Below are 18,926 nucleotides of genomic sequence, written 5' to 3' on the forward strand. Positions count from 1 at the left end.
TGTTCATGACTTCAACTACAAACACGTCCCTCGTCATTTCGGACTTCTGGTTCACCCATCTCGCCAACGCGGTGCAGGCTGATCGCGAGACCCAGATCATCGGCAAGTACAGCGACTTTTGGATAGATGCTGTCTCACCGGGAAACTGGCGCGTGGCACTGAACTTCAGCGAAGCCACTCTTGTGCCCGCCCCCTGGAAGGATTTACCCCGGGACCATATTGTCCTCTCGGCTACGCAGGCCGGCTGGGCGCAGGTGTTCGATCCTCAGCCAAAACCGCAACACCATGACCTGCTCGCCCTCGCAAAAAACAGCCCCGACGTCACTGTGGGCGGTTCCGACGTCGAACTTGTTCGCAACCTGAGGGTCCTCGCACGACTCGTGGACCTCGGAAAGGCCCTTCATGTCCAGCACTGAGACCACCCCAGCGGTCATGATCGAAGAAGTCGTTGGCCGCTATGTGAACCTGCGCTCGTCAGGCCGCGGCCAGCGCATCTACTTCGAAGAAGCCGGCGCTGGGCCGGTGCTGCTGTGCCTGCATACGGCGGGCGCAGATTCGCGGCAGTTTCGGCACCTGCTAAATGATCCGGAGATCACCAGCCGTTTCCGGGTAGTGGCCTTCGATCTTCCCTGGCACGGCAGGTCCCTCCCACCCGAAGGATGGTGGGAAGAAGAATACTTGCTGACCGCTGATGCCTACGTCGCCGTGGTCCGTGATTTCGCGGCGGCATTGAACATCGAGCAGCCCACCGTTATCGGATGCTCCATGGCCGGTTCGCTCGTGCTTGAACTCGCCCGCCGGCACGCTGACGAGATCGGTGCAGTCATTGGTCTGTCGGGGGCGCTCAAAGTTAACGGGCGCTTCCAGGACTGGTCCCTGCGCCCTGATGTTAACGCCCAGCAGTCCGTACCCACCTGGACGTCCAGCCTCATGGCACCGCAGAGCCCTGAGGTCTCACGCCGCGAGGTGTGGTGGATCTACAGCCAGGGTGGCCCCGGAATCTACCGCGGAGACACCTACTTCTACTCCCAGGACCTGGACCTGCGGGGGAGAGGTCACGAGATCGACACCGAGGCCTGCCCCGTCTACCTGCTCACCGGAGAATACGACCACGCCTGCACGCCAGCCGATACCGCAGACGCTCTCGCCGAAATCCCGGGAGCCAAGGGCGGCGCCATGAAGGACATCGGACACTTCCCGATGGCCGAGAACTACCCCTTGTTCAAGACCCACCTGCTGCCCATCCTTGACGAACTCCATCCTGTTGTCGACGGCAGCGAACTCGACTCTTTTGCCCTGGAAGGAACGCGCAATGCCTGAGACGGCCACTGTGACACCCGAACTTGAGCGGCTGCTGCTCTCAACCATTCCCACTGGCCTGCTGATCAACGGCGAGTGGCGCGACGCTAGCGGAGGCGGGACGTTCGCCGTCGAGGACCCCGCAACAGGCAAGACGCTCCTGGAGATCGCGGACGCCACTAGCTCCGATGCTATGGCCGCTTTGGACGCGGCCGACGCCGTCCAGGCATCCTGGGCGCGGACGGCACCGCGGGTGCGGGCGGAGATCCTGCGCCGCGGCTTTGACCTGGTGACCGAGCGCGCTGAGGACTTCGCGCTGCTGATGACCCTGGAAATGGGCAAGCCGCTGGCCGAAGCCCGCGGCGAGGTGACCTACGGTGCGGAATTCCTGCGCTGGTTCTCCGAGGAAACCGTCCGTGACTACGGCCGCTACCTCACCACCCCCGAGGGCAAGAACAAGATTCTCGTCCAGCGCAAGCCTGTAGGTCCCTGCCTGCTGATCACGCCGTGGAACTTCCCGCTCGCGATGGCCACCCGCAAGGTCGCCCCCGCCATAGCCGCCGGGTGCACCTTGGTGCTCAAGCCCGCCAAGTTCACCCCGCTTACGTCGCTCCTGTTCGCGCAAGTCATGCAGGAGGCCGGACTCCCGGCCGGCGTGCTGAACGTCGTCCCGTCCTCTTCCGCGTCTGCGATTTCCGGACCGCTGATGAAGGACTCGCGGCTGCGGAAGGTCTCGTTCACCGGTTCGACGCCCGTGGGTCGCCGCCTGCTCGCGGATGCGTCACAGAACGTGCTAAGGACCTCCATGGAACTCGGCGGCAACGCCCCGTTCATCGTGTTCGACGACGCAGACCTGGACAAAGCCGTGCAGGGCGCCATGGCGGCCAAGATGCGCAACATGGGCGAAGCGTGCACGGCGGCCAACCGATTCCTGGTACACGAAACCGTGACGGAGGAATTCACCGCGAAGTTCGCCGCCGCCATGGGCGCGCTGACCCTGGGCCGCGGCACTGACCCTGGTACCGCCGTCGGGCCCGTCATTGACGGCGGCGCGCGCAAGGACATCCACGCCCTCGTCACCGAAGCAGTGGAACAGGGCGCGACCGTCGCTACCGGCGGCGCACCGCTCGACGGTGTGGGCTACTTCTACGCCCCCACAGTGCTCACCAACGTGCCACACGACGCCACGATCCTGAGGAGCGAGATCTTCGGTCCGGTCGCACCCGTGACAACCTTCCGCACCGAAGACGAAGCCATCCGCTTGGCCAACGCCTCCGAGTACGGGCTGGCGTCGTATCTCTTTACCCGTGACCACGCCCGGATGCTCCGCGTCGCCGAGCAAATCGAGTTCGGCATGGTCGGTTTCAACGCCGGCGTCATCTCCAACGCGGCAGCCCCCTTCGGCGGCGTCAAGCAGTCCGGCCTGGGCAGGGAAGGTGGCGCTGAAGGCCTCGCCGAATACACCACCGCACAGTACATCGGCATTCCCGACCCGTACGCGGAATAACCCTTGGCCGGTTATCCGGTCGCCGGCTTCAGACTTGGCCCCCGCCCTTAGCTCGCAACAGGGGCGGGGGCCATTCCATGCCACAAACCGCCACCAACAGAGAGAGTTCGACTCAATGCAGAGCGCAACAACCCTCACCACCGCCACAGAATTATCGCCGGCAACGCGCCGCAGGACTGCCCTCGCGGTTGGAATCGGCAACTTCATGGAATGGTTCGATTTCGCTGTCTATGGATTCTTTGCCAGCATCATCGGGAAGCTCTTCTTTCCTGAAAGCACGCCCATCCTGTCCCTGCTGAGCGCATTTGCGGTTTTTGCCGTGGGATTCATCATGCGGCCTTTGGGTGCCTTCATCCTGGGCCCAATCGGCGACAAGCACGGCCGAAAGGCGGCCCTGGTTTGGTCCGTTCTCCTTATGGGAGGCGCCACGACCGTCATGGGACTACTTCCCACGTACGCCGTCGCCGGCCTCCTCGCGCCGATCCTGCTGGTCCTGCTCCGCTGCGTGCAGGGCATTGCAGCAGGCGGTGAATGGAGTGGCTCCGCCGCCTACCTCGTGGAGAGTGCACCCAACAACAGGCGCGGCCTTTACGCGAGCCTGATCTCCGGAACGGCCGCCCTGGCGTTCATCGTGGGAAGCTTCGTTGCGCTCGGTCTCAGTTCAGCGCTGTCGCCTGAGGACCTGTCTGGTTGGGGCTGGCGGCTACCCTTCCTGCTTGCCGCGCCCATGTCCTTAGCGGGGTTGTATATCCGCATGAAGCTCGGCGACACCCCGGTATTCGAAGGACTGAAGTCGGAAGAACGCGTGGCGGACTCCCCGCTCGCCAAAGCAGGCACAAAGGGCCTCAAACCGATCATCATCACTTTTGCGTTCTCCAGCGTCTCTGGCCTGGGCATCTACTATCTGGCCACCTACATGAACAACCACCTGACAACATCCCTGGGCCTGGACCGCGCGTCGGCTCTGACACTTAGCGGGGCGGGCTTGTTCATCTACCTGCTGATGTGCCCACTGGCAGGCATCCTGTCTGATCGTTTCGGCCGACGCAGCCTGAACATCATCGGCACTGTCGGCTTCGTTGTGCTGGCCATCCCATCCTTCATACTTATGGGTACCGGAAACGGATTCGCGATTGTTGCCGGCCTAATCCTCTTCGGAGCCTGCCAGGCGCTGTGCAGCGTCACAAACGTGGTTCTGCTGGTGGAGCTGTTCCCGGCCTCAACCCGATCAAGTGGCAGCGCCTTGGGTTACAATCTGGGTCTCGCCCTTGTCGCGGGTCCGGGCCCGCTGATCGCCGCAGCCCTCGCTAGTTCCACCGGGACATCGGCGTCGGCCGCCTGGTACATGGCAGTAATTGCCTTGATCGCTACCCCGATCCTCATTAAGTGGTTGCCCGAGACGTTCAAACGGGACATCCACGCCGGTTAAGATTTTCCAGCCGTCTGCCGGAGCACAGGATCCTCGCGTAATGCGGGAAGTCCGTTGTGCTCCGGCCACTGGCATTTAACCGTCTAGATGAGTCCGAGTTCCATGGCAAGGATGACTGCCCGGGTTCGGGTTGACGCGGTGAGCTTGCCCCGCACGTTCTCCATGTGGGTGGATACGGTCCGGGGGGATAGACACAGCTCAGCTGCAATCTGAGAGTCGGTTAGCCCGTCCTTGACGAGACTCAGGATTTCGAGCTCACGGGGTGTGAGCCCCAGGCTACGGCTTTGCCTCACACGCTCCACCATGTCGGCGAGAACGGGGCGGAGGACAGTCAGCATCTGCGCCGTGGGCTCGCTCCAACTTGGCTTGTCAGTGCTGAGGTTACACGTCCCCACGATCCTTCCCTTTTCGCGCAAAGACATCGTAATCCCGTTCGCGAAGCCCTCCGGTACAAAATGGTCGAGGGCAGGGCCTGATGCCCGGAACCCGGGAAGGTTGTCCCAGGTGTAAATTGTGGACGGATCCAGCAACGCACGGCGGGCGTCAAGGTCGTTGATCAACAGGTCGTGGGTTATGTAGTCGACGACGACGTCCCGGTAGCCCACGCTACCGATGGGAACGTGGGCCTTTGAAACGGGGTCCACGTACGTAAGAAGAATGGCCTCCGCACTGCTCTCGCGTCGCACGAGGTCGAAATAGGCCACCCGCCGACGAATCGCGTCGTCGCTCTGAAGGTCTCGAAGGAGAAGTATCCCGGAGGCGAGGTCCACGCTGGCCTCCAAATTTCGTGGCGTTTACATGTGAATCCGGGTGGTTATTGAGTGCCGACCTGCTGCCCTGGTCTTGGGCTCATTTCCTGCACGAGCTGTGCCAAAACGTGTGCGGGGTGCATCCAAATATACGTGAAATACCCGATACCGGCCAGAGGATCCGCTTCCTAAGCTGGCTCTACGTTCCGAAAGGATCGCTCCCATCTCCGTTTCTTACTTCAGGTTTACAGGAGCAGTATGCAGTTCAAACCAGCCCTCATTGCGTGCGTTGCCACGGCGGCACTTGCGTCCACTGTTGCGCTCTCAGGTTGCAGCGGATCGGCGTCAAGCGCGTCCAATGCAGATTGCGAGCACACCTACACCATCGGCTTCAGCCACCCCATCGGTGAAGCTGAGGTGATCAAAGCCCTCAAGTCGCTTGCCAAAGACCACGCCACGAAGGTTGGCTGTGTCGAGCTGCTCCTCGACAGCACGACAGGCATGAAGCTTGAGAGCCAGCGGGCCACCGTTGAGAGCTGGGTGACGCAGAAGGTTGACGCCATCGTGCTCTGGCCCGTCGACTCTACGGCGTTCGCCGGCCTCCAGCGACAAGCCCAGAGCCAGGGCACCAAGTGGCTGACCTATCTCACCAGCATGGACGGCCAGAACGGCAGCGTGGGGTTTGACAACAAACTCCAAGGGCAGCAAATCGCGGAAGACGTGACTGCCTGGATCAAAAAGAACTATCCCAATGGCGGAGCCACCGCGGCCGTCACCACGCTAACTACCCTGCCCCCGTCGCGGCCGCGGTACGAGCTTCCCATCAAAGCCATCGAGGCGGCCGGTATCAAAGTCGTGTCGGAGCAGAATTGCACCGATCAGGCATGCGGACTGCAAATCGCCGAGGACGCCCTGCGTGAGCACCCCGATCTCCGCATCTTTGTCGGGCTAAGCGACGAATCCGCCATTGGTGCCATGAAAGCGTTCAAGAACGCCGGCGTGGACCCTTCGGCCGTCTACATCGCGGGTCAGGACGGATCCCCCGAAGGACTCGCAGCTGTTAAGCAAGGCGGCATGTACCGGGCTAGTTCTGCGATCCCGATGGACGCTCTCGCGGCTTCGATCGTGGACGCCGCCGTGGCTGCTGTCACAGGCCAGGGCGAGCCCAATCAGGTAACGCCGACCGTTCTGGCCAAGGCAGACGACCCGAAACTCCTAGCCGATCTGATTTCAAACTTTGAGCGCAAAGGCTGAAACCCATGACGCCGGATCATGACCAAGGCCGTCCCGATGTGGCTTACGGTCTACAGCTATCAGGAATTCAAAAATCGTTCGGCACCAACCACGTCCTCCGGGGGATCGAAATGAATGTCCCCGCCGGAACCGTGCACGCTCTCCTTGGAGCGAATGGCGCCGGGAAGTCCACGCTTTTGGGCTGCCTCAGCGGAGCCACCCAGCCTGATGCCGGAGAGATCGTCATCGGCGGCCGCAGCTACCAAGGGCTGACCCCGACACGAGCATTCAAAGCAGGATGCGCGATCATCTACCAGCATTTTCAACTAATCGGTTCACTAACTGTCGCAGACAACATATTTCTGGGGCAGGAGCTCCGGAATGCGATGGGTGGTGTGGATACGCGCGGGCAGGAGAGGGCGGCAGCGAGCATACTCGATTCACTGGACGTGGAGATCAGTCCTCGAACACTGGTGGGGTCACTATCGGTGGGCGAGCAGCAAATCGTCGAGATCGCGCGTGCCCTGCGCAGAAAGCCCGATCTGCTGATTCTGGATGAGCCAACGGCGGCTCTGGGGCCCCACGAGGTCGCTGCCCTAATTCGACTGGTACGACGGCTGGCCGAGACCCGGGGACTCACTGTCATCTATGTAACGCACCTTCTGAATGAAGTGCTCCAGGTTGCCGATGCCGTGACTGTACTCCGCGACGGCCAGGTCCATTGGACCCGTGACCGCCAGGATCTGGGACTGAAAGACCTTGTCGACGGCATTTCCCCTGGGAGCTCGCTGTCCAAGGTGAAAGGCGCCCGCACTCGAGGAGAACCGCTGTTGCGCCTCACGGAATTCCAATGTTCGTTTACGGGGCCATTCACGACAACAGTCCACGCGGGAGAGATCGTTGGTGTGTTTGGTCTGCTCGGATCAGGAAGGACGAACCTTCTGGAGTCTCTCGCCGGCGTGCGACGAGCCACCGGCGGATCGGTCCGCCTGTCAGGCCGCACCCTCGACACCGCCTCCGTTGCCAAGGCTTCGAAAGGGGGCGTGTCATTGGTTGCAGCGGATCGAAAAGTGCAATCACTGTTTGGCAGTATGACCGCAGAGGAGAACGTGCTGCTACCCCACTATGGCCAGCTTTCGAATGGATTCCGCAGCCGGGCTCGGGAACGTGCCGCATTCACCGGAATTGCCAAGAGGATCAAGCTGAGCCCACAAGCTCCGGGAACTGCCGCGGATTCGTTCTCAGGCGGAAACGCCCAAAAGCTAGTTGTTGGACGTTGGACTGCAGATCTGGGAAAGACATCAGTTCTGCTTCTCGACGAACCGACGCAAGGTGTTGATATCGGCTCGCGTCATGAAATCTATGATTTGCTGCGCGACTTTGCATCCCATGCCTCACGCTGCGTGATCTTTGCGTCGAGCGAACCCGAGGAACTGCTCGCCCTCGCCGACCGGGTATTCATTCTGGTGGATGGCGTTCCCACTGAAATTCCCGCACAGGACATCACCGAAAATTACCTACTATCGGCTGCCCATGGCAGTTTCGATGGAGTGGAAGGAAAGTCAAAGTGACAATACTAGAATCCGTGGCAGTAAGCCCCTCAAATGGGAGCCCAACGGCCAAGCGTGCCAGTCGAACGGCCAAGAGATTTGTATTGCACGGCATAAATTGGTTCATGCCAGTTGCGACCATGGGGCTCATGTTGTATTTCACCGTCGCGACGAAATCGTTCCTGACGCCGGGTAATCTCCTCGCCGTTCTAACGCAGAATGGTCCCACCTTCATAGTGGCCGTAGTCGCTGCCGTCCTCCTCATGGCCGGGTTCGTAGACCTCTCCGTCGGGTCGACCCTGGCCTTGGCAGGGGTTTGCTCGGGTCTGACATTCCTGAGCGCCGGCCTTGCGCCAGGCCTCATGGCTGGCCTCGCTGTAGGAACTGCGATCGGAGTCATTAACGGAATCCTGATCGGCTGGCTCAATTTGTCTCCGTTGGTGGTAACGCTCGGGATGCTCGCAGCAACAAGGGGAATCGCTCAGTATCTGGCCCCGGATTCCTTGTACGGATTTCCGGAGGATGTGAACGTGCTGGGCAACGGAGCACTGTTCGGAGTGTCATACCTGGGAGTCGCCGCTCTCCTGGTAATTGGAATTGCCCTGCTGACTATGAACCGGCTTCCGATCGGACGCAAGATCGTCGCGATCGGTGTGAACTCTCGAGCGTCCTACCTGGTTGGCATTCCTGTCAAACGCATAACGGTTCTTCTCTACATAGTGCTAGGGCTGGCGGCCGGACTAGCTGGTGTCTTGCAGGTTGCCCGGCTCGACAGTGCACCCTCCGGCACACTCGGCGTCGGTTTCGAGGTGACGGTTCTGACAGCCGTCCTGCTGGGCGGTATCCCCTTCAACGGTGGCCGCGGGAGCATACTTCGTGTCGTTCTTGGTGTGTGGCTCATTGCTGTCCTCAAGAACGGGCTGACACTGCTCAACCTGGGTCCGGAGATCGCGGGGATAGTGACGGGAAGTGTCCTCGTCCTTGCTGCTGGTCTCGAAGCTGTTCGTTACTGGGTCCATCGGACCAAATGACATCTCATCAAACACCTGATTCCGTGATGATCCTCGGGATAAAAGCCATTAGATAGGAGAGAACCATGACACAGGAGATGGTTGACGACATCCCTTGGATGAGCGCAACCCATATGAGCGAGAAGGTCCGTCAACGAGAATTGTCGCCCGTTGATATTGCCGAATCCATGACCGGACGGATTAAGGATCTGAATCCGCGACTCAATGCCTACGTGGCATTCGATGAAGGGCAGGTCCTCCAGGATGCCCATCGGCTCGAAAAGGAGGCTGAATCGGGAGCCAACCTGGGGCCACTCCACGGGGTGCCTTTTTCCATCAAGGAATTAACAGCGATGAGAGGTCTGCCGGCAACGTATGGTTACCTTCCGCTGAAGAACACCGTGGCTACGCACGATGCTGCGGTCGTCAGGAGGCTCAAGGCTGCCGGCGGGCTGTTTCTTGGAAAGACCAACATGCCAGAAGGTGGCTACTACGGCGGGACCGACAGCCACCTCTATGGAGCCACGCATAACCCCTGGAAGCATGGATATTCAGCCGGGGGATCCAGCGGCGGCGGGGCAGCCGCGGTCGCCGCAGGGCTAGGGCCGATTGCCGAGGGAAGTGACGGAGCAGGATCAGTTCGAATTCCAGCCGCCATGTGCGGCGTCGTCGGCATGAAACCAACGCACGGCCTTATCCCGCAGACAATTCTCGGAGGTCGGTATTACAGCTGGATCTACCATGGTCCCATTGCCCGGACGGTGGCTGACGCGGCGCTCATGCTCAATGTGATGGCAGGTCCTGATGACGAGGACCCGACGAGCCTGCCCCGGATCGACGTGGACTTCACGGAAGAGATCAAGAAGCCGATCGCCGGTTGGCGGGTTGCGTGGTCACCCGACCTTGGCCTCGGTTACGTCGACCCGGAAGTTGCGGCGATCTGCGGGGCTGCCATGGAAGCTTTCGAGGAGCTCGGAGCCATCGTCCAGGAGGCCACTCCCGCATGGGAGGGCGTCCAGGAAACCATGTGGAATGGTGTTTGGCTGCCTGGTTTTGCGAGCCAAACCGATCTGCTCGACTGGCCGCGATTGAAAGGGCAGGTAGACGACAATCTGATCGAGATCATGAGAGAGTGCAAGGGTCTCACGGGAGTCGACAAGGGCCGCGCCGATCTCTCCCGCGGCCAGATGTGGACTACGTTCAGGGAGTTCATGTCAGGTTTTGACCTGTTGGTGTCTCCTACGTTGTCATCTTCGGCGTTCCCCCTTGACCAGTTCACCCCGAAGTGGCTTGAGGGCAAACCCCTTCGAGAACAGATCCTTGGCTGGCTGTTGACGTACCCCTTCAACATGTTGACTACGCCTTCGATTACGGTGCCGGCCGGATTCACCTCTCAAGGTCTTCCCGTTGGTCTGCACATTGCGGGCGGATTCCACTCTGACGCGAACGTATTGCGGGCAGCAGCAGCGTTCGAGAGTGTTCGGCCTTGGGCACAACGGCGTCCAGCCCCTATTCAGGATGAGATGGTTTCCGGAGCGCTTCCAGTCTGACGTGGCCCCCAGACATCCTAGACCAATGGTGTTCCTGGCGCTCCACTTGGAACGCCAGGAACACCGTAGTGAATAGTGTCAGTGGCTCGCGAGGACAGGTTCCGTCAGGCTCTCCTCCAGTGCGGATCCTGGTGGCCATGGTTGTGAATCCAGCCTTGCGAATACTCCTGCTGAGATGGATACGATGCCGAAGCTAATGCGCCGAGAAGGCCGATGATGCCGATGAACGCGTGCCGCTGAGCATTTGAAGCAGGAAGGTCAGTCCAGTCACGTAGTTGACAATGAGTGCCCGGCGGGGGAGCGCCCACTTCGCATCGACCTTTAGAGCCAGCGGCAGGAAGTTATTCTTGGCGAGAGCGTAGACGTTGCGCGTTCGACGCCACTCCGATAGCGGCGGCGCAAGCGGGGGACACTGCCGCGTCAGCAACCAGCATCCAGTACAGCCGTGGCGGCCGGCGATCATCGCAAGATAGGCGAAGGGTGAATCGAACTTTACTGTGGCCCAGCCATTGCGGAGACTGTCATACGGGGCGGCAACCATGTGCCACCTGCAGGCCGACATGCAGAACGACTGAGAATACAACGTGATCCGTACCGACGTCGACTGCCTCATTGTCCGTCCAGGGCTCTTGCGCGATAAGCCAGGAATGGGCGGGTCACGGCCGGGCCGGCGATCGAACCCGGGGACGTTCACCGCGACAATATTGCAGTTTTAGGTGAGCTCCGTGCACGGGGAAACTTGCGCTCTCTTGCCCGAGCGTTCTATCGCGTCGCAGATGGCCGAAATTGGCCCGATGCATGCTCAAGGTCTGGGATGCCCGATTTACGGCGGAATCGAGTGCGGCGACGCTCTTTGAGCGATGGGTTCGAGGACCCGTCAGGAAGTACATACTTTTCGAAGCGCTGGAAGGGGATGTCGAGGACCACAAACTCGCCCCTGCCTTAGCCGGCATTCCCCTGCAAAGAAAGTCATCGGGGACCTGACCGTGGATATGGGATCCGCCGGGCATACTCCGGCCGGATCCTGGCCACGTTCTCCCGGAACCATGCCGGGGACCCGGACCAGCCCACGCGCTCCGCGAACACCGTCGCGGGCATCCGTGGGTTCTCCCTCAGCAGCGCCCGTATGACCGGCCACACGGCTTTGATCCCGGAGTTCCAGTCGCCCGAACATACGTCGGCGGGCTCTCAGCGCTGACCGCTCTGGCAACCGTATTTCTAGAGATGCCCAGCCACGCCGCTATCGACCCACCCTCGGCAAGATGCAACCGCCGAATCAGCGCCCAATTCTCCACTGTGATCACCCACATTCTCCACTGTGATCACCCACCCAATCGTTTGGAACGGGTGGCTCAGTTTTCAACCACCGCTAGACGCCAAGCCGTCAGAATGGCTCAGTTTTCGACCGTCACCGACACACTCTTCGTCCGATCTGGCATTACACAGGTGCCAGCACATAGGCGATATCACCGGTGAAGGGTGCCGCCGTTCGCTGTATTTCCAAAGTCAGTCCCCTCTTCGTTTCCTCCGGTCCATGGCAGGCTTTATGCAGCCCGATGGGGTCCGGCGGTCTGTCGGAACAGCAGCAGTGAAAATCCTGCAAGGAGCACTAGGACGGCGGTGATCCGGAAGTCGAGGTGGAGTCCGCTGACGAAGTCGGTCTGAGGCTGATGACGGCACCGAAGGCGGCGACGCCGATGGCCCCGCCCGTCTGCCGTGCGGTGTTGAGCACGCCGCCTGCGATGCCGGCACGGTCGGCAGGGATGTGCTCCATGATGAGGGCCGTGAGTGGCGGAACCGTGAAGGAGCCACCGACGCCGACGGGGATCATCAGCAGGGCAACCGCGATGATCGGCGCGTCAAGCGGGAGGAAGCTAAGGCCCGCCAAGCCGCCGCCACGCAGGTCTGTCCGCCGACTATAGTCTGCCCTTTGCCGAAGTGTTCCACCGATCGCACCACCACTGGATTGAGGACGACAACAAGCACGCTCATTGGGAGGAAAAGCAGCCCTGTGGCTAGGGAATCCATGCTTCGTTGCTGCTGGAAATACAGGCTTTGAAGGAAAAATGACGCTGCAGAACGCGGCCATATTCACGAACGCAATACTGACGCCGATGGCGACCGTGGACGATCCGAACAGCCGCAGCGGGATCATGGGGGACCGGCCGCGGATCTGCGCAGTGACGAAAACCAAGGTGCCAATGGCGGCCAAAGCAAAGGATGCCAGGACCTGGTCATCGCCGTAGCCGTGGTCCGCCCCTTCAATAAATGCCGAACGTCAATCCACCGAGTGCGATCATGGCAGCGACCTGCCCTGTCCAGTCGAAGAGTCCGGGCCGTCGTCCGGATTTCGGGACACGTGCCAGAAGGGCCGGGCAAGTACTCCCACTGGAATGTTAATGCTGAATATGAGACGCCAATCGACTCCGCATGGGCTCCGCCAACGACTGGGCCGGCGGCAGTGGCGAGCGAACCGCCCAGTGCCCAGCGGACGATGGCTCGCCCGCGCTCAATGACTTCGGGGTATGCCTCACGAATCAATGAAAGTGAGCTCGGGGTAATCATGGCCGCCCCCAGGGCCCTGCAGGATGCGCCCTGCAACGAGAAAAGGCAATGACGGCGCCAGACCGCAGGCGGCTGACGCTCCCATAAACACGCAAACGCCGACTCCGAATGCGCGACGAGCCCCTACACGGTCTGACAGGGTCCCACTGAAGAGCTGGAACGCCGAGAATGTGAGCATCTATCCGGTCAGGACCCATTGGAGGCCCGTGAGCCCGCCGCCCAGGTTCTGGTGGATATCGGGGAGTGCCACGTTCACGATCTGAGCATCAAGTGAGATGAGGAAGAAGCCCAGCATGGCAACGGCGAGAGCGGTTGCCGGCCGTGCTGCTGAGCGAGTAGGGCTCTCGGTCGAGATAGTCACTGGGCCTCCTGCAGGGGTAAATTCCACCGGCATGCTCGACGCGAGCATGCCGGCGGTCACGCGGAGGGGAGGCCCGCAATGTGCGAGCCTCCCCTCCGTCCAAGCCTTGGCCTAGGCTTCGTACTGGTGGTACACCTTGGCGATGATCTTCCACTCGCCGTCCTGCTTCAGCAGGGTGTGGAAGTCGGTGTAGTCGGCACCAATGGCGTCGTTTTCCATGTCGACCTTTACGACGGCGGTAGTCTGCGTGATGCCGATGATGTCCACTCGCGTCTTGACGTCGGGAGCGGTCCCGTTCTCGGCGACGAAGTCGTAGAGGTTCTTGATGGGGCCACCCAGAAGCTGGCCGTTGGTGAAGCCGTACATGGTGGCATCGTCGTGGAAGGCTTCGGCGACACCTTCCGGGCTGCCGACCCGCAGGCCTTCGACGTACTTCTGGACGGTCGCGACGATCTGGTCGTATTCCTCCGTGGGGACGACCTTGAGGTTCTTGGGCATGGTTTCTCCTTTGCTCGTCGGATGTCGGAAGACATCCCTGGGGTTGCTTATGTGTGGAAAAGGTGCCGCTAGCGCTTACGAATAACGACAGTCTTGTTGTTGGTATGGGAGGCGAGCCCTTCGTCGCCGTGTTCGACACTCAGGCCGGACTGCTTGTGGCCGCCGAACGGGGCGTGGTCCGGGTGGCTCTGTCCCTGGTTGATCCAGACGTTGCCGGACTCGAGGCGCTCGGCGACCTCAAGGGCGCGCTCCTGGTCGCGGCCCCAAACGGTGGCGCCGAGGCCGAACACGGTCGCGTTCGCACGCTCGATGACGTCATCAACGTCGTCGTACACGAGGACCGGCACGATCGGGCCGAACGGTTCCTCCTGGACGATACGGCTGTCTTCCGGAGGGTTGTTCACGATCGTGACGGGCACGAAGTTGCCGTCCAGGGACTCGTCGATGGTGCCACCCAGCGGAACGTCGTATCCGTTGCGGCGGGTGTCCTCGAAGAGGTCGCGAAGCTTGTCATACTGCATCCGGTTGTTGATTGGGCCGAGATCGCTGGTGGCATCCATTCCATCGCCGACCTTCTGCGTCTTGGCGTACGCCACAAAAGCCTTGACGAAGTCTTCATGGAAGGAACGGTGGACGTAAATGCGCTTGGCCGCGATGCACCACTGGCCGGAGTTTCCGAAGGCCGCGTTGAACACCTGCGGAACGGCGCTCTGCCAGTCAGCATCCGGAAGGAGGATGGCAGGATCGTTGCCACCGAGCTCCAGGGTCACTCGCTTGATGGTGCCGGCGGCCGAGGCCATGATTTTGGTGCCTGTTGCCGTTGAGCCTGTGAAGGTGATCATTCCAACGTCCGGGCTTTCGGTCAGGATCTGACCCAGTTCGTTGCCGCCAGTCACAATGTTGAACACGCCAGGCGGGAAGATCTGTGCGGCCAATTCGCCAATCCGCAGCGCGCAGAGTGGCGTGTATGGCGAAGGCTTCAGGACGACGGTGTTGCCGGTGATCAGCGCCGGAACGGTCTTCCAGAGGACGTGGAGGTAGGGGTAGTTCCACGGGATGATTGCACCCACGACTCCGAGCGGGGAACGACGAAGTTCCACGCGGCGGTCGTCGTCTTCTTCGAGGACCTTATTCTCTAGCCTGGACTTTGCAGTGTTCGGAATCCAAGGGTTGGCGAGGTTGACTTCAAAAGTGGCCTGGTTGTGGCGAGGCTTCCCCTGCTCGAGTGAGAGCAGGGTGATGAATTCATCCTTCTGAGCTTCCAACGCCTCGAAGAACTCAACGATGATCTCTTCGCGCTCGTCCGGGGACAGCGCTGACCAGGCCGGGAAAGCCCTCTTCGCCGCGCCGATGGCCCGTTCCATATGTTCCCGCGTGCCTTGCGGTGCGCTCGCCAGAACTTTGTTGTTGGCGGGATTGAAGACGTCGAAGCTCTCTTCCGTCGAGACGATTTCGCCGTCAATAAGCAGTCCGTACTGCCCGTTGAAGTCTGCGGGCTTGATCGCGCTCGTACCTTCCTTGATGGATACTCCCATGTACTCTCTCCTGTCGTGCTGCGTGTCTTGTCGGATGTGCGGGTGGAAGAAGTCTGAAACAGATTCATGTTTCACTTTAGAGGCAGCCTGTCGGGAGATCAAGGTCTGTCGCAAGATTATGAAATAAGATAATGTTTCATATTAGGCTGTGATGGACACCACTCACCGGTAGTCCAGTCCACCCCTCTCCCTTTCCACTGAAGAACAAGGAGCACAAGATGAAACTCGACGGACAATGCCTTTGCGGCGAGGTCACCTACAAGATCGGCGGCGAACCGAAGTTCACTGCGGTCTGCCACTGCACAGATTGCCAGCGCCAGACGGGCGGCGCATACTCCCTGGTCGTCGGCGTCGACGACGACAAGCTGACGATTACCGGCGAGTCAGTGAAAACCTTCATAACAGTCGGCGAAGAACACAAAACCAATACCAACCGCACGTTCTGCGGAGAGTGCGGCTCGCCCATCGTCGGCCGGATCGACGCAATGCCTGGTCTGGCCTTCGTTAAGGCGGGAACGCTGAACGACACCTCGTGGCTCAAGCCGACCGTCGAGGTCTGGTGCCGGTCCGCCCAACCATGGGTTGCCCCCTTCCCCGGTGCGGAGCGATACGACGGCGACATTCCTTCCTGAGCAGGCTCGCGTGCTGTTGCGCGCAACCTAGGGGTTGGGTGTGGCCGGCAGATGCGGGCGGCCCACCCAACCTTTTCTTCTTGAAAGGACCCAGTGAACGTGACTTCCACCGACATCCCCCTCAGCACGCACAACTCCATCAGTTTTCCAGAAGGGCCCCTGACGGTAGCCGCTGCCGAGGAATGGATCCAACGCTCTTGCTTCGCGCCCGGCCCCGAAGGACGAATCGGCCTTGAACTCGAACTCCTTGTGGGCCGCGTCGGAGATTCATCCCTTGAGCTTCCCTTTCCGGAGGATAACTACCGGCGTCTGTTCTCGGAACTGCGCCACGTGGACGTGGCAGGAAGTCTGACGCTTGAACCCGGCGGGCAGCTTGAGCTCAGCTCGCGCCCGGAAGCGAACCTCCAGCAAGTCATACGCTCCGTCCACGACAGCCTGGAACTGCTCCGGGAGCGGGCCTCCGTTCTCGGAGCCTCCCTGGTTGGCGCCGGCGTTGCCCCCTACAGGGAACCGAAGCGGATTACCCAGGCCCCCCGCTACGCCGCCATGGAGCAATATTTCGAACCGTGGGCTCCCGCCGGCCCAACCATGATGTGCTCGACCGCGTCGGTGCAGGTCAACGTCGAGGCGGGTGCCAATGATGTCGAAATCCGTGAGCGCTGGCAGCTCCTGTATTCGATGGGCCCCGTGCTCGTCGCGACGTTTGCAAACTCCTCCTGGATCACTGGACGACGGAGCGGCTGGAAGAGCACGCGACTTGCCGCCTGGCTAAGTCTCGACCCGGCCCGAACGGGTATTCCGCATGGCAACGCGGCTCACGATCCCAGCGCTGAGTATGCCCTATGGGCCCTGGACGCACCTTTGATGATGGTTCGCCGGTCGAAGGGTGATTGGCGGGCCCCTGCCGGGCTGACGTTCCGGGAATGGCTATCGATGGGGACTTCCGCAGTTCCCGATCGGCAGCCGGCCACCGTTGAGGACCTGCAGCAGCACCTGAGTACGCTATTTCCCCACGTTCGGCCCAAAGGCTACTTTGAGGTCAGATACCTGGATGCACAGCCCGGTTGCTGGTGGGCGGTGCCTGCCGCCGTGGTCGCTGCGCTCATCTCTGATCCTGCCACCACAGATCAGGCCAAAGGCATCTGCGCCGCGTCCCCTGACTGGGAAGCTGCAGCCCGGTTTGGACTCGAGGATCCTGCCGTGGCCAATCGAGCGACGCAATTGTTGGCGCTGGCCGCCGACAGGTTGAGGCTGGACAAAGCGACTGTAGGCCTTGCCCGCCTCATTGAGGAGTATGCGGAAAAGTGGACGCTCCGTGGTCTCTCACCAGCAGATGACCATCCATCCGCATGGGCAACCCGCGATCAGGGTTGCTGCACTCTTGATGGCTAGATAATAGGGGCCTGAAGCCGGCGCGCAACAAAGCTAGCCGGGTGGTGCAATGACAACGCCTTCGCGGCAGTCGAACGCCCTGCGATGGAACGTGGAACGTGAATTCTGTGATTACCCGGATCACGCCCTTGTCCTCCGTCAACTCAACCAAGTCCGCCTGATAGGGCTCGCCAACTTGCTCCGTCACGTTGACATGCTGACCGGCCGAGAGGGCGGACCAGTTCTGGCTGATGGCGAGTTGTGGGATGGCTGTGGCCGCGTTCATCGCGGTCAGGCGTGCGTTTCCCCGCAATTCCATGGAGGTGTTCCATGACGTTCTCGGCAGCTTGGGAGAGAAGAGTTTTGCCGACCTGTGAATATGTCAACGCTATTTGGCCCCGGTAGGACGGTTATTTCTGGCCCCACTTCGGAGAGATTGACGTCACTGGCGGCGTAGTTTCTCCCGGATGGGCTAGTCATCGGTGGGGCCCATGCGTTCTGCTTGAAAACCCGAAACCTTACCCGAGAGGCCTTGTTTGGCTTGGGACAGGTTCCGTCAGGAGCTGTTGGCTTTGACCGGTCACCTGGCAGGGCTTGAGGCCCCGGCCGTCTACCAGGAAATTCCGTCCACAGGCGAAGAGGACATCTGACCAACTCCGCAGTCACCTGAGCCTTACCTTCGCGGCGTCAGTAGGTCCGCGGCTGTTCTGGCAATGATGATCGCAGGATGGTTTGGATTCCTGCTTGGAGGAGCGCGGTGTCGCTGGCCGGGACGACGCATTCAAACCCGAGCTCGCGGAAGCGTTCGGCGTTTTCCGGGTTGCCGGCATAGACGCCCACCTCGCTTCCTGCCGCGGCCGCGGCGGCAACGATGACCCGGAGCGGGGAGGATGCGTCGGTGTCGTCAAGGAGTTCGGTGACGGTTGTGCCCAGGGACAACGAAAGGTCGTAGGGACCGACGAACAGCATGTCCACACCTGGCACGGAGGCGATGTCAGCGACGTTCTGGAGGGCCAGTGCTGATTCGATCATGACGGCGCAGCGGATGGTGCTGTTGGCCTCTGCTGCGGTAGGTACGGGTTGCCCGGAGAGCGCCGCCATGGGCCCCCAGCTCCGGTTACCCATGGGCGGATAATATGCGGCTTCAACGGTGGCCTCAGCGTCTGCCCGGGATTCAATCTGGGGAACTATGATCCCGGCGGCCCCTGCGTCCAGGGCAAAACCGATCCAGCTCGGGTCAACGCCGGGCACCCGCACGACAAACCCGGCCGCATCACCGCCGGGATAGCCGGTTGCAGCCGCGGTGACCTCGGCCCGGCCAAACGTTCCGTGCTGGGCATCGAGACACACCCAGTCAAAACCGGACCTCGCCAGGAGATGGACCATGTTTGGCGTTGAATCCATGCACCACACACCCGTGCTCCGCGCAGTCAGTGCGGGCAAGGCGGGCAGGGCGCGGGAATCGTTCATCACCACAGTCTTCACGTCGCAGGGCACTCTGTGCAAAGCAGACGGTCTGGCGCCGTAACTGTATTTCGCACCGGTTCCCCTAAGGCTTTTGCCTGATCACGATGATCTTGCCAACGGGACGCGAAGCGCTGACTATTTCAGGCGGCACAGGGCTTGCCTCTCACTGT

The 18,926-nt window shown here is 61.0% G+C and carries 19 protein-coding genes; 11 read left to right on the plus strand and 8 right to left on the minus strand.

The features are described from left to right. Positions 1-5 precede the first annotated feature (5 nt). From QF036_RS10915 to QF036_RS10930, 4 genes are all read left to right on the plus strand, one after another. The gene (locus QF036_RS10915) at positions 6-416 is read left to right on the plus strand and encodes a hypothetical protein (protein ID WP_307101699.1); all 411 of its coding nucleotides are present in this window, start codon (positions 6-8) and stop codon (positions 414-416) included. Beyond that, the gene (locus tag QF036_RS10920; RefSeq protein ID WP_307101700.1) at positions 403-1,320 is read left to right on the plus strand and encodes an alpha/beta fold hydrolase; all 918 of its coding nucleotides are present in this window, start codon (positions 403-405) and stop codon (positions 1,318-1,320) included. Before QF036_RS10915 ends, QF036_RS10920 begins: the two co-directional genes overlap by 14 nt. Continuing rightward, positions 1,313-2,806 (plus strand): NAD-dependent succinate-semialdehyde dehydrogenase, encoded by a 1,494-nt coding sequence (locus tag QF036_RS10925; protein ID WP_307101702.1) that lies wholly within the window; start codon positions 1,313-1,315, stop codon positions 2,804-2,806. Before QF036_RS10920 ends, QF036_RS10925 begins: the two co-directional genes overlap by 8 nt. A 115-nt stretch (positions 2,807-2,921) precedes the next feature. Next, positions 2,922-4,235, plus strand: coding sequence for an MFS transporter (locus QF036_RS10930; RefSeq protein WP_307101704.1), 1,314 nt, complete (start codon positions 2,922-2,924; stop codon positions 4,233-4,235). A gap of 83 nt (positions 4,236-4,318) precedes the next feature. On the opposite strand, the gene QF036_RS10935 is transcribed toward QF036_RS10930, so the two are convergent. Continuing rightward, positions 4,319-5,005: a response regulator transcription factor gene (locus tag QF036_RS10935; protein WP_307101705.1), complete on the minus strand. Its 687-nt coding sequence runs from the start codon at positions 5,003-5,005 to the stop codon at positions 4,319-4,321. A gap of 237 nt (positions 5,006-5,242) precedes the next feature. Here QF036_RS10935 and QF036_RS10940 point away from each other — a divergent pair, with 237 nt between their 5' ends. From QF036_RS10940 to QF036_RS10955, 4 genes are all read left to right on the plus strand, one after another. Continuing rightward, the gene (locus QF036_RS10940; RefSeq protein ID WP_307101707.1) at positions 5,243-6,238 is read left to right on the plus strand and encodes a sugar ABC transporter substrate-binding protein; all 996 of its coding nucleotides are present in this window, start codon (positions 5,243-5,245) and stop codon (positions 6,236-6,238) included. Between the two features lie 5 nt (positions 6,239-6,243). Further along, the gene (locus QF036_RS10945) at positions 6,244-7,788 is read left to right on the plus strand and encodes a sugar ABC transporter ATP-binding protein (RefSeq protein WP_307101709.1); all 1,545 of its coding nucleotides are present in this window, start codon (positions 6,244-6,246) and stop codon (positions 7,786-7,788) included. Further along, positions 7,785-8,798 carry an ABC transporter permease gene (locus QF036_RS10950; protein WP_307101711.1) on the plus strand — a complete coding sequence of 338 codons (1,014 nt, stop codon included), beginning with the start codon at positions 7,785-7,787 and terminating at the stop codon, positions 8,796-8,798. Before QF036_RS10945 ends, QF036_RS10950 begins: the two co-directional genes overlap by 4 nt. Before the next feature lie 65 nt (positions 8,799-8,863). After that, positions 8,864-10,327, plus strand: coding sequence for an amidase (locus QF036_RS10955; RefSeq protein ID WP_307101713.1), 1,464 nt, complete (start codon positions 8,864-8,866; stop codon positions 10,325-10,327). Between the two features lie 193 nt (positions 10,328-10,520). Here the strand turns inward: QF036_RS10955 and QF036_RS10960 are convergent, their stop codons facing one another. Both QF036_RS10960 and QF036_RS10965 read right to left on the minus strand, forming a co-directional pair. After that, entirely contained in the window at positions 10,521-10,868 is a 348-nt protein-coding gene (locus tag QF036_RS10960) for a hypothetical protein (RefSeq protein WP_307101715.1), read from the minus strand. Between the two features lie 1,068 nt (positions 10,869-11,936). After that, positions 11,937-12,215: an MFS transporter gene (locus QF036_RS10965; protein ID WP_307101717.1), complete on the minus strand. Its 279-nt coding sequence runs from the start codon at positions 12,213-12,215 to the stop codon at positions 11,937-11,939. 178 nt (positions 12,216-12,393) lie between these two features. Between QF036_RS10965 and QF036_RS10970 the strand changes: the two genes are divergently transcribed. Continuing rightward, the gene (locus QF036_RS10970; RefSeq protein ID WP_307101719.1) at positions 12,394-12,573 is read left to right on the plus strand and encodes a hypothetical protein; all 180 of its coding nucleotides are present in this window, start codon (positions 12,394-12,396) and stop codon (positions 12,571-12,573) included. 284 nt (positions 12,574-12,857) lie between these two features. Here the strand turns inward: QF036_RS10970 and QF036_RS25285 are convergent, their stop codons facing one another. The 4 genes from QF036_RS25285 to QF036_RS10985 form a co-directional block, all read right to left on the minus strand. After that, a complete protein-coding gene (locus tag QF036_RS25285) occupies positions 12,858-13,070 on the minus strand; it encodes an MFS transporter (RefSeq protein ID WP_373460129.1) in 213 nt (70 codons plus the stop codon). After that, a complete protein-coding gene (locus QF036_RS10975; protein ID WP_307101720.1) occupies positions 13,071-13,253 on the minus strand; it encodes a hypothetical protein in 183 nt (60 codons plus the stop codon). Between the two features lie 111 nt (positions 13,254-13,364). Then, entirely contained in the window at positions 13,365-13,751 is a 387-nt protein-coding gene (locus QF036_RS10980) for a nuclear transport factor 2 family protein (RefSeq protein WP_307101722.1), read from the minus strand. A gap of 68 nt (positions 13,752-13,819) precedes the next feature. After that, complete coding sequence (locus tag QF036_RS10985; RefSeq protein WP_307101724.1) at positions 13,820-15,286, minus strand: aldehyde dehydrogenase family protein; 1,467 nt, start codon at positions 15,284-15,286, stop codon at positions 13,820-13,822. Positions 15,287-15,504: 218 nt separating this feature from the next. Between QF036_RS10985 and QF036_RS10990 the strand changes: the two genes are divergently transcribed. Together QF036_RS10990 and QF036_RS10995 are read left to right on the plus strand one after the other, a co-directional pair. Further along, a complete protein-coding gene (locus QF036_RS10990) occupies positions 15,505-15,918 on the plus strand; it encodes a GFA family protein (RefSeq protein WP_307101726.1) in 414 nt (137 codons plus the stop codon). A 99-nt stretch (positions 15,919-16,017) separates the two neighbouring features. Continuing rightward, positions 16,018-17,310 carry a glutamate-cysteine ligase family protein gene (locus QF036_RS10995; RefSeq protein ID WP_307101728.1) on the plus strand — a complete coding sequence of 431 codons (1,293 nt, stop codon included), beginning with the start codon at positions 16,018-16,020 and terminating at the stop codon, positions 17,308-17,310. A 666-nt stretch (positions 17,311-17,976) separates the two neighbouring features. Here QF036_RS10995 and QF036_RS11000 read toward each other — a convergent pair. Beyond that, positions 17,977-18,759 carry an HpcH/HpaI aldolase family protein gene (locus tag QF036_RS11000; RefSeq protein ID WP_307101730.1) on the minus strand — a complete coding sequence of 261 codons (783 nt, stop codon included), beginning with the start codon at positions 18,757-18,759 and terminating at the stop codon, positions 17,977-17,979. Positions 18,760-18,926: the final 167 nt, after the last annotated feature.

This window comes from Arthrobacter globiformis, from assembly GCF_030817195.1.
Taxonomy (GTDB): Bacteria; Actinomycetota; Actinomycetes; order Actinomycetales; family Micrococcaceae; genus Arthrobacter; species Arthrobacter globiformis_D.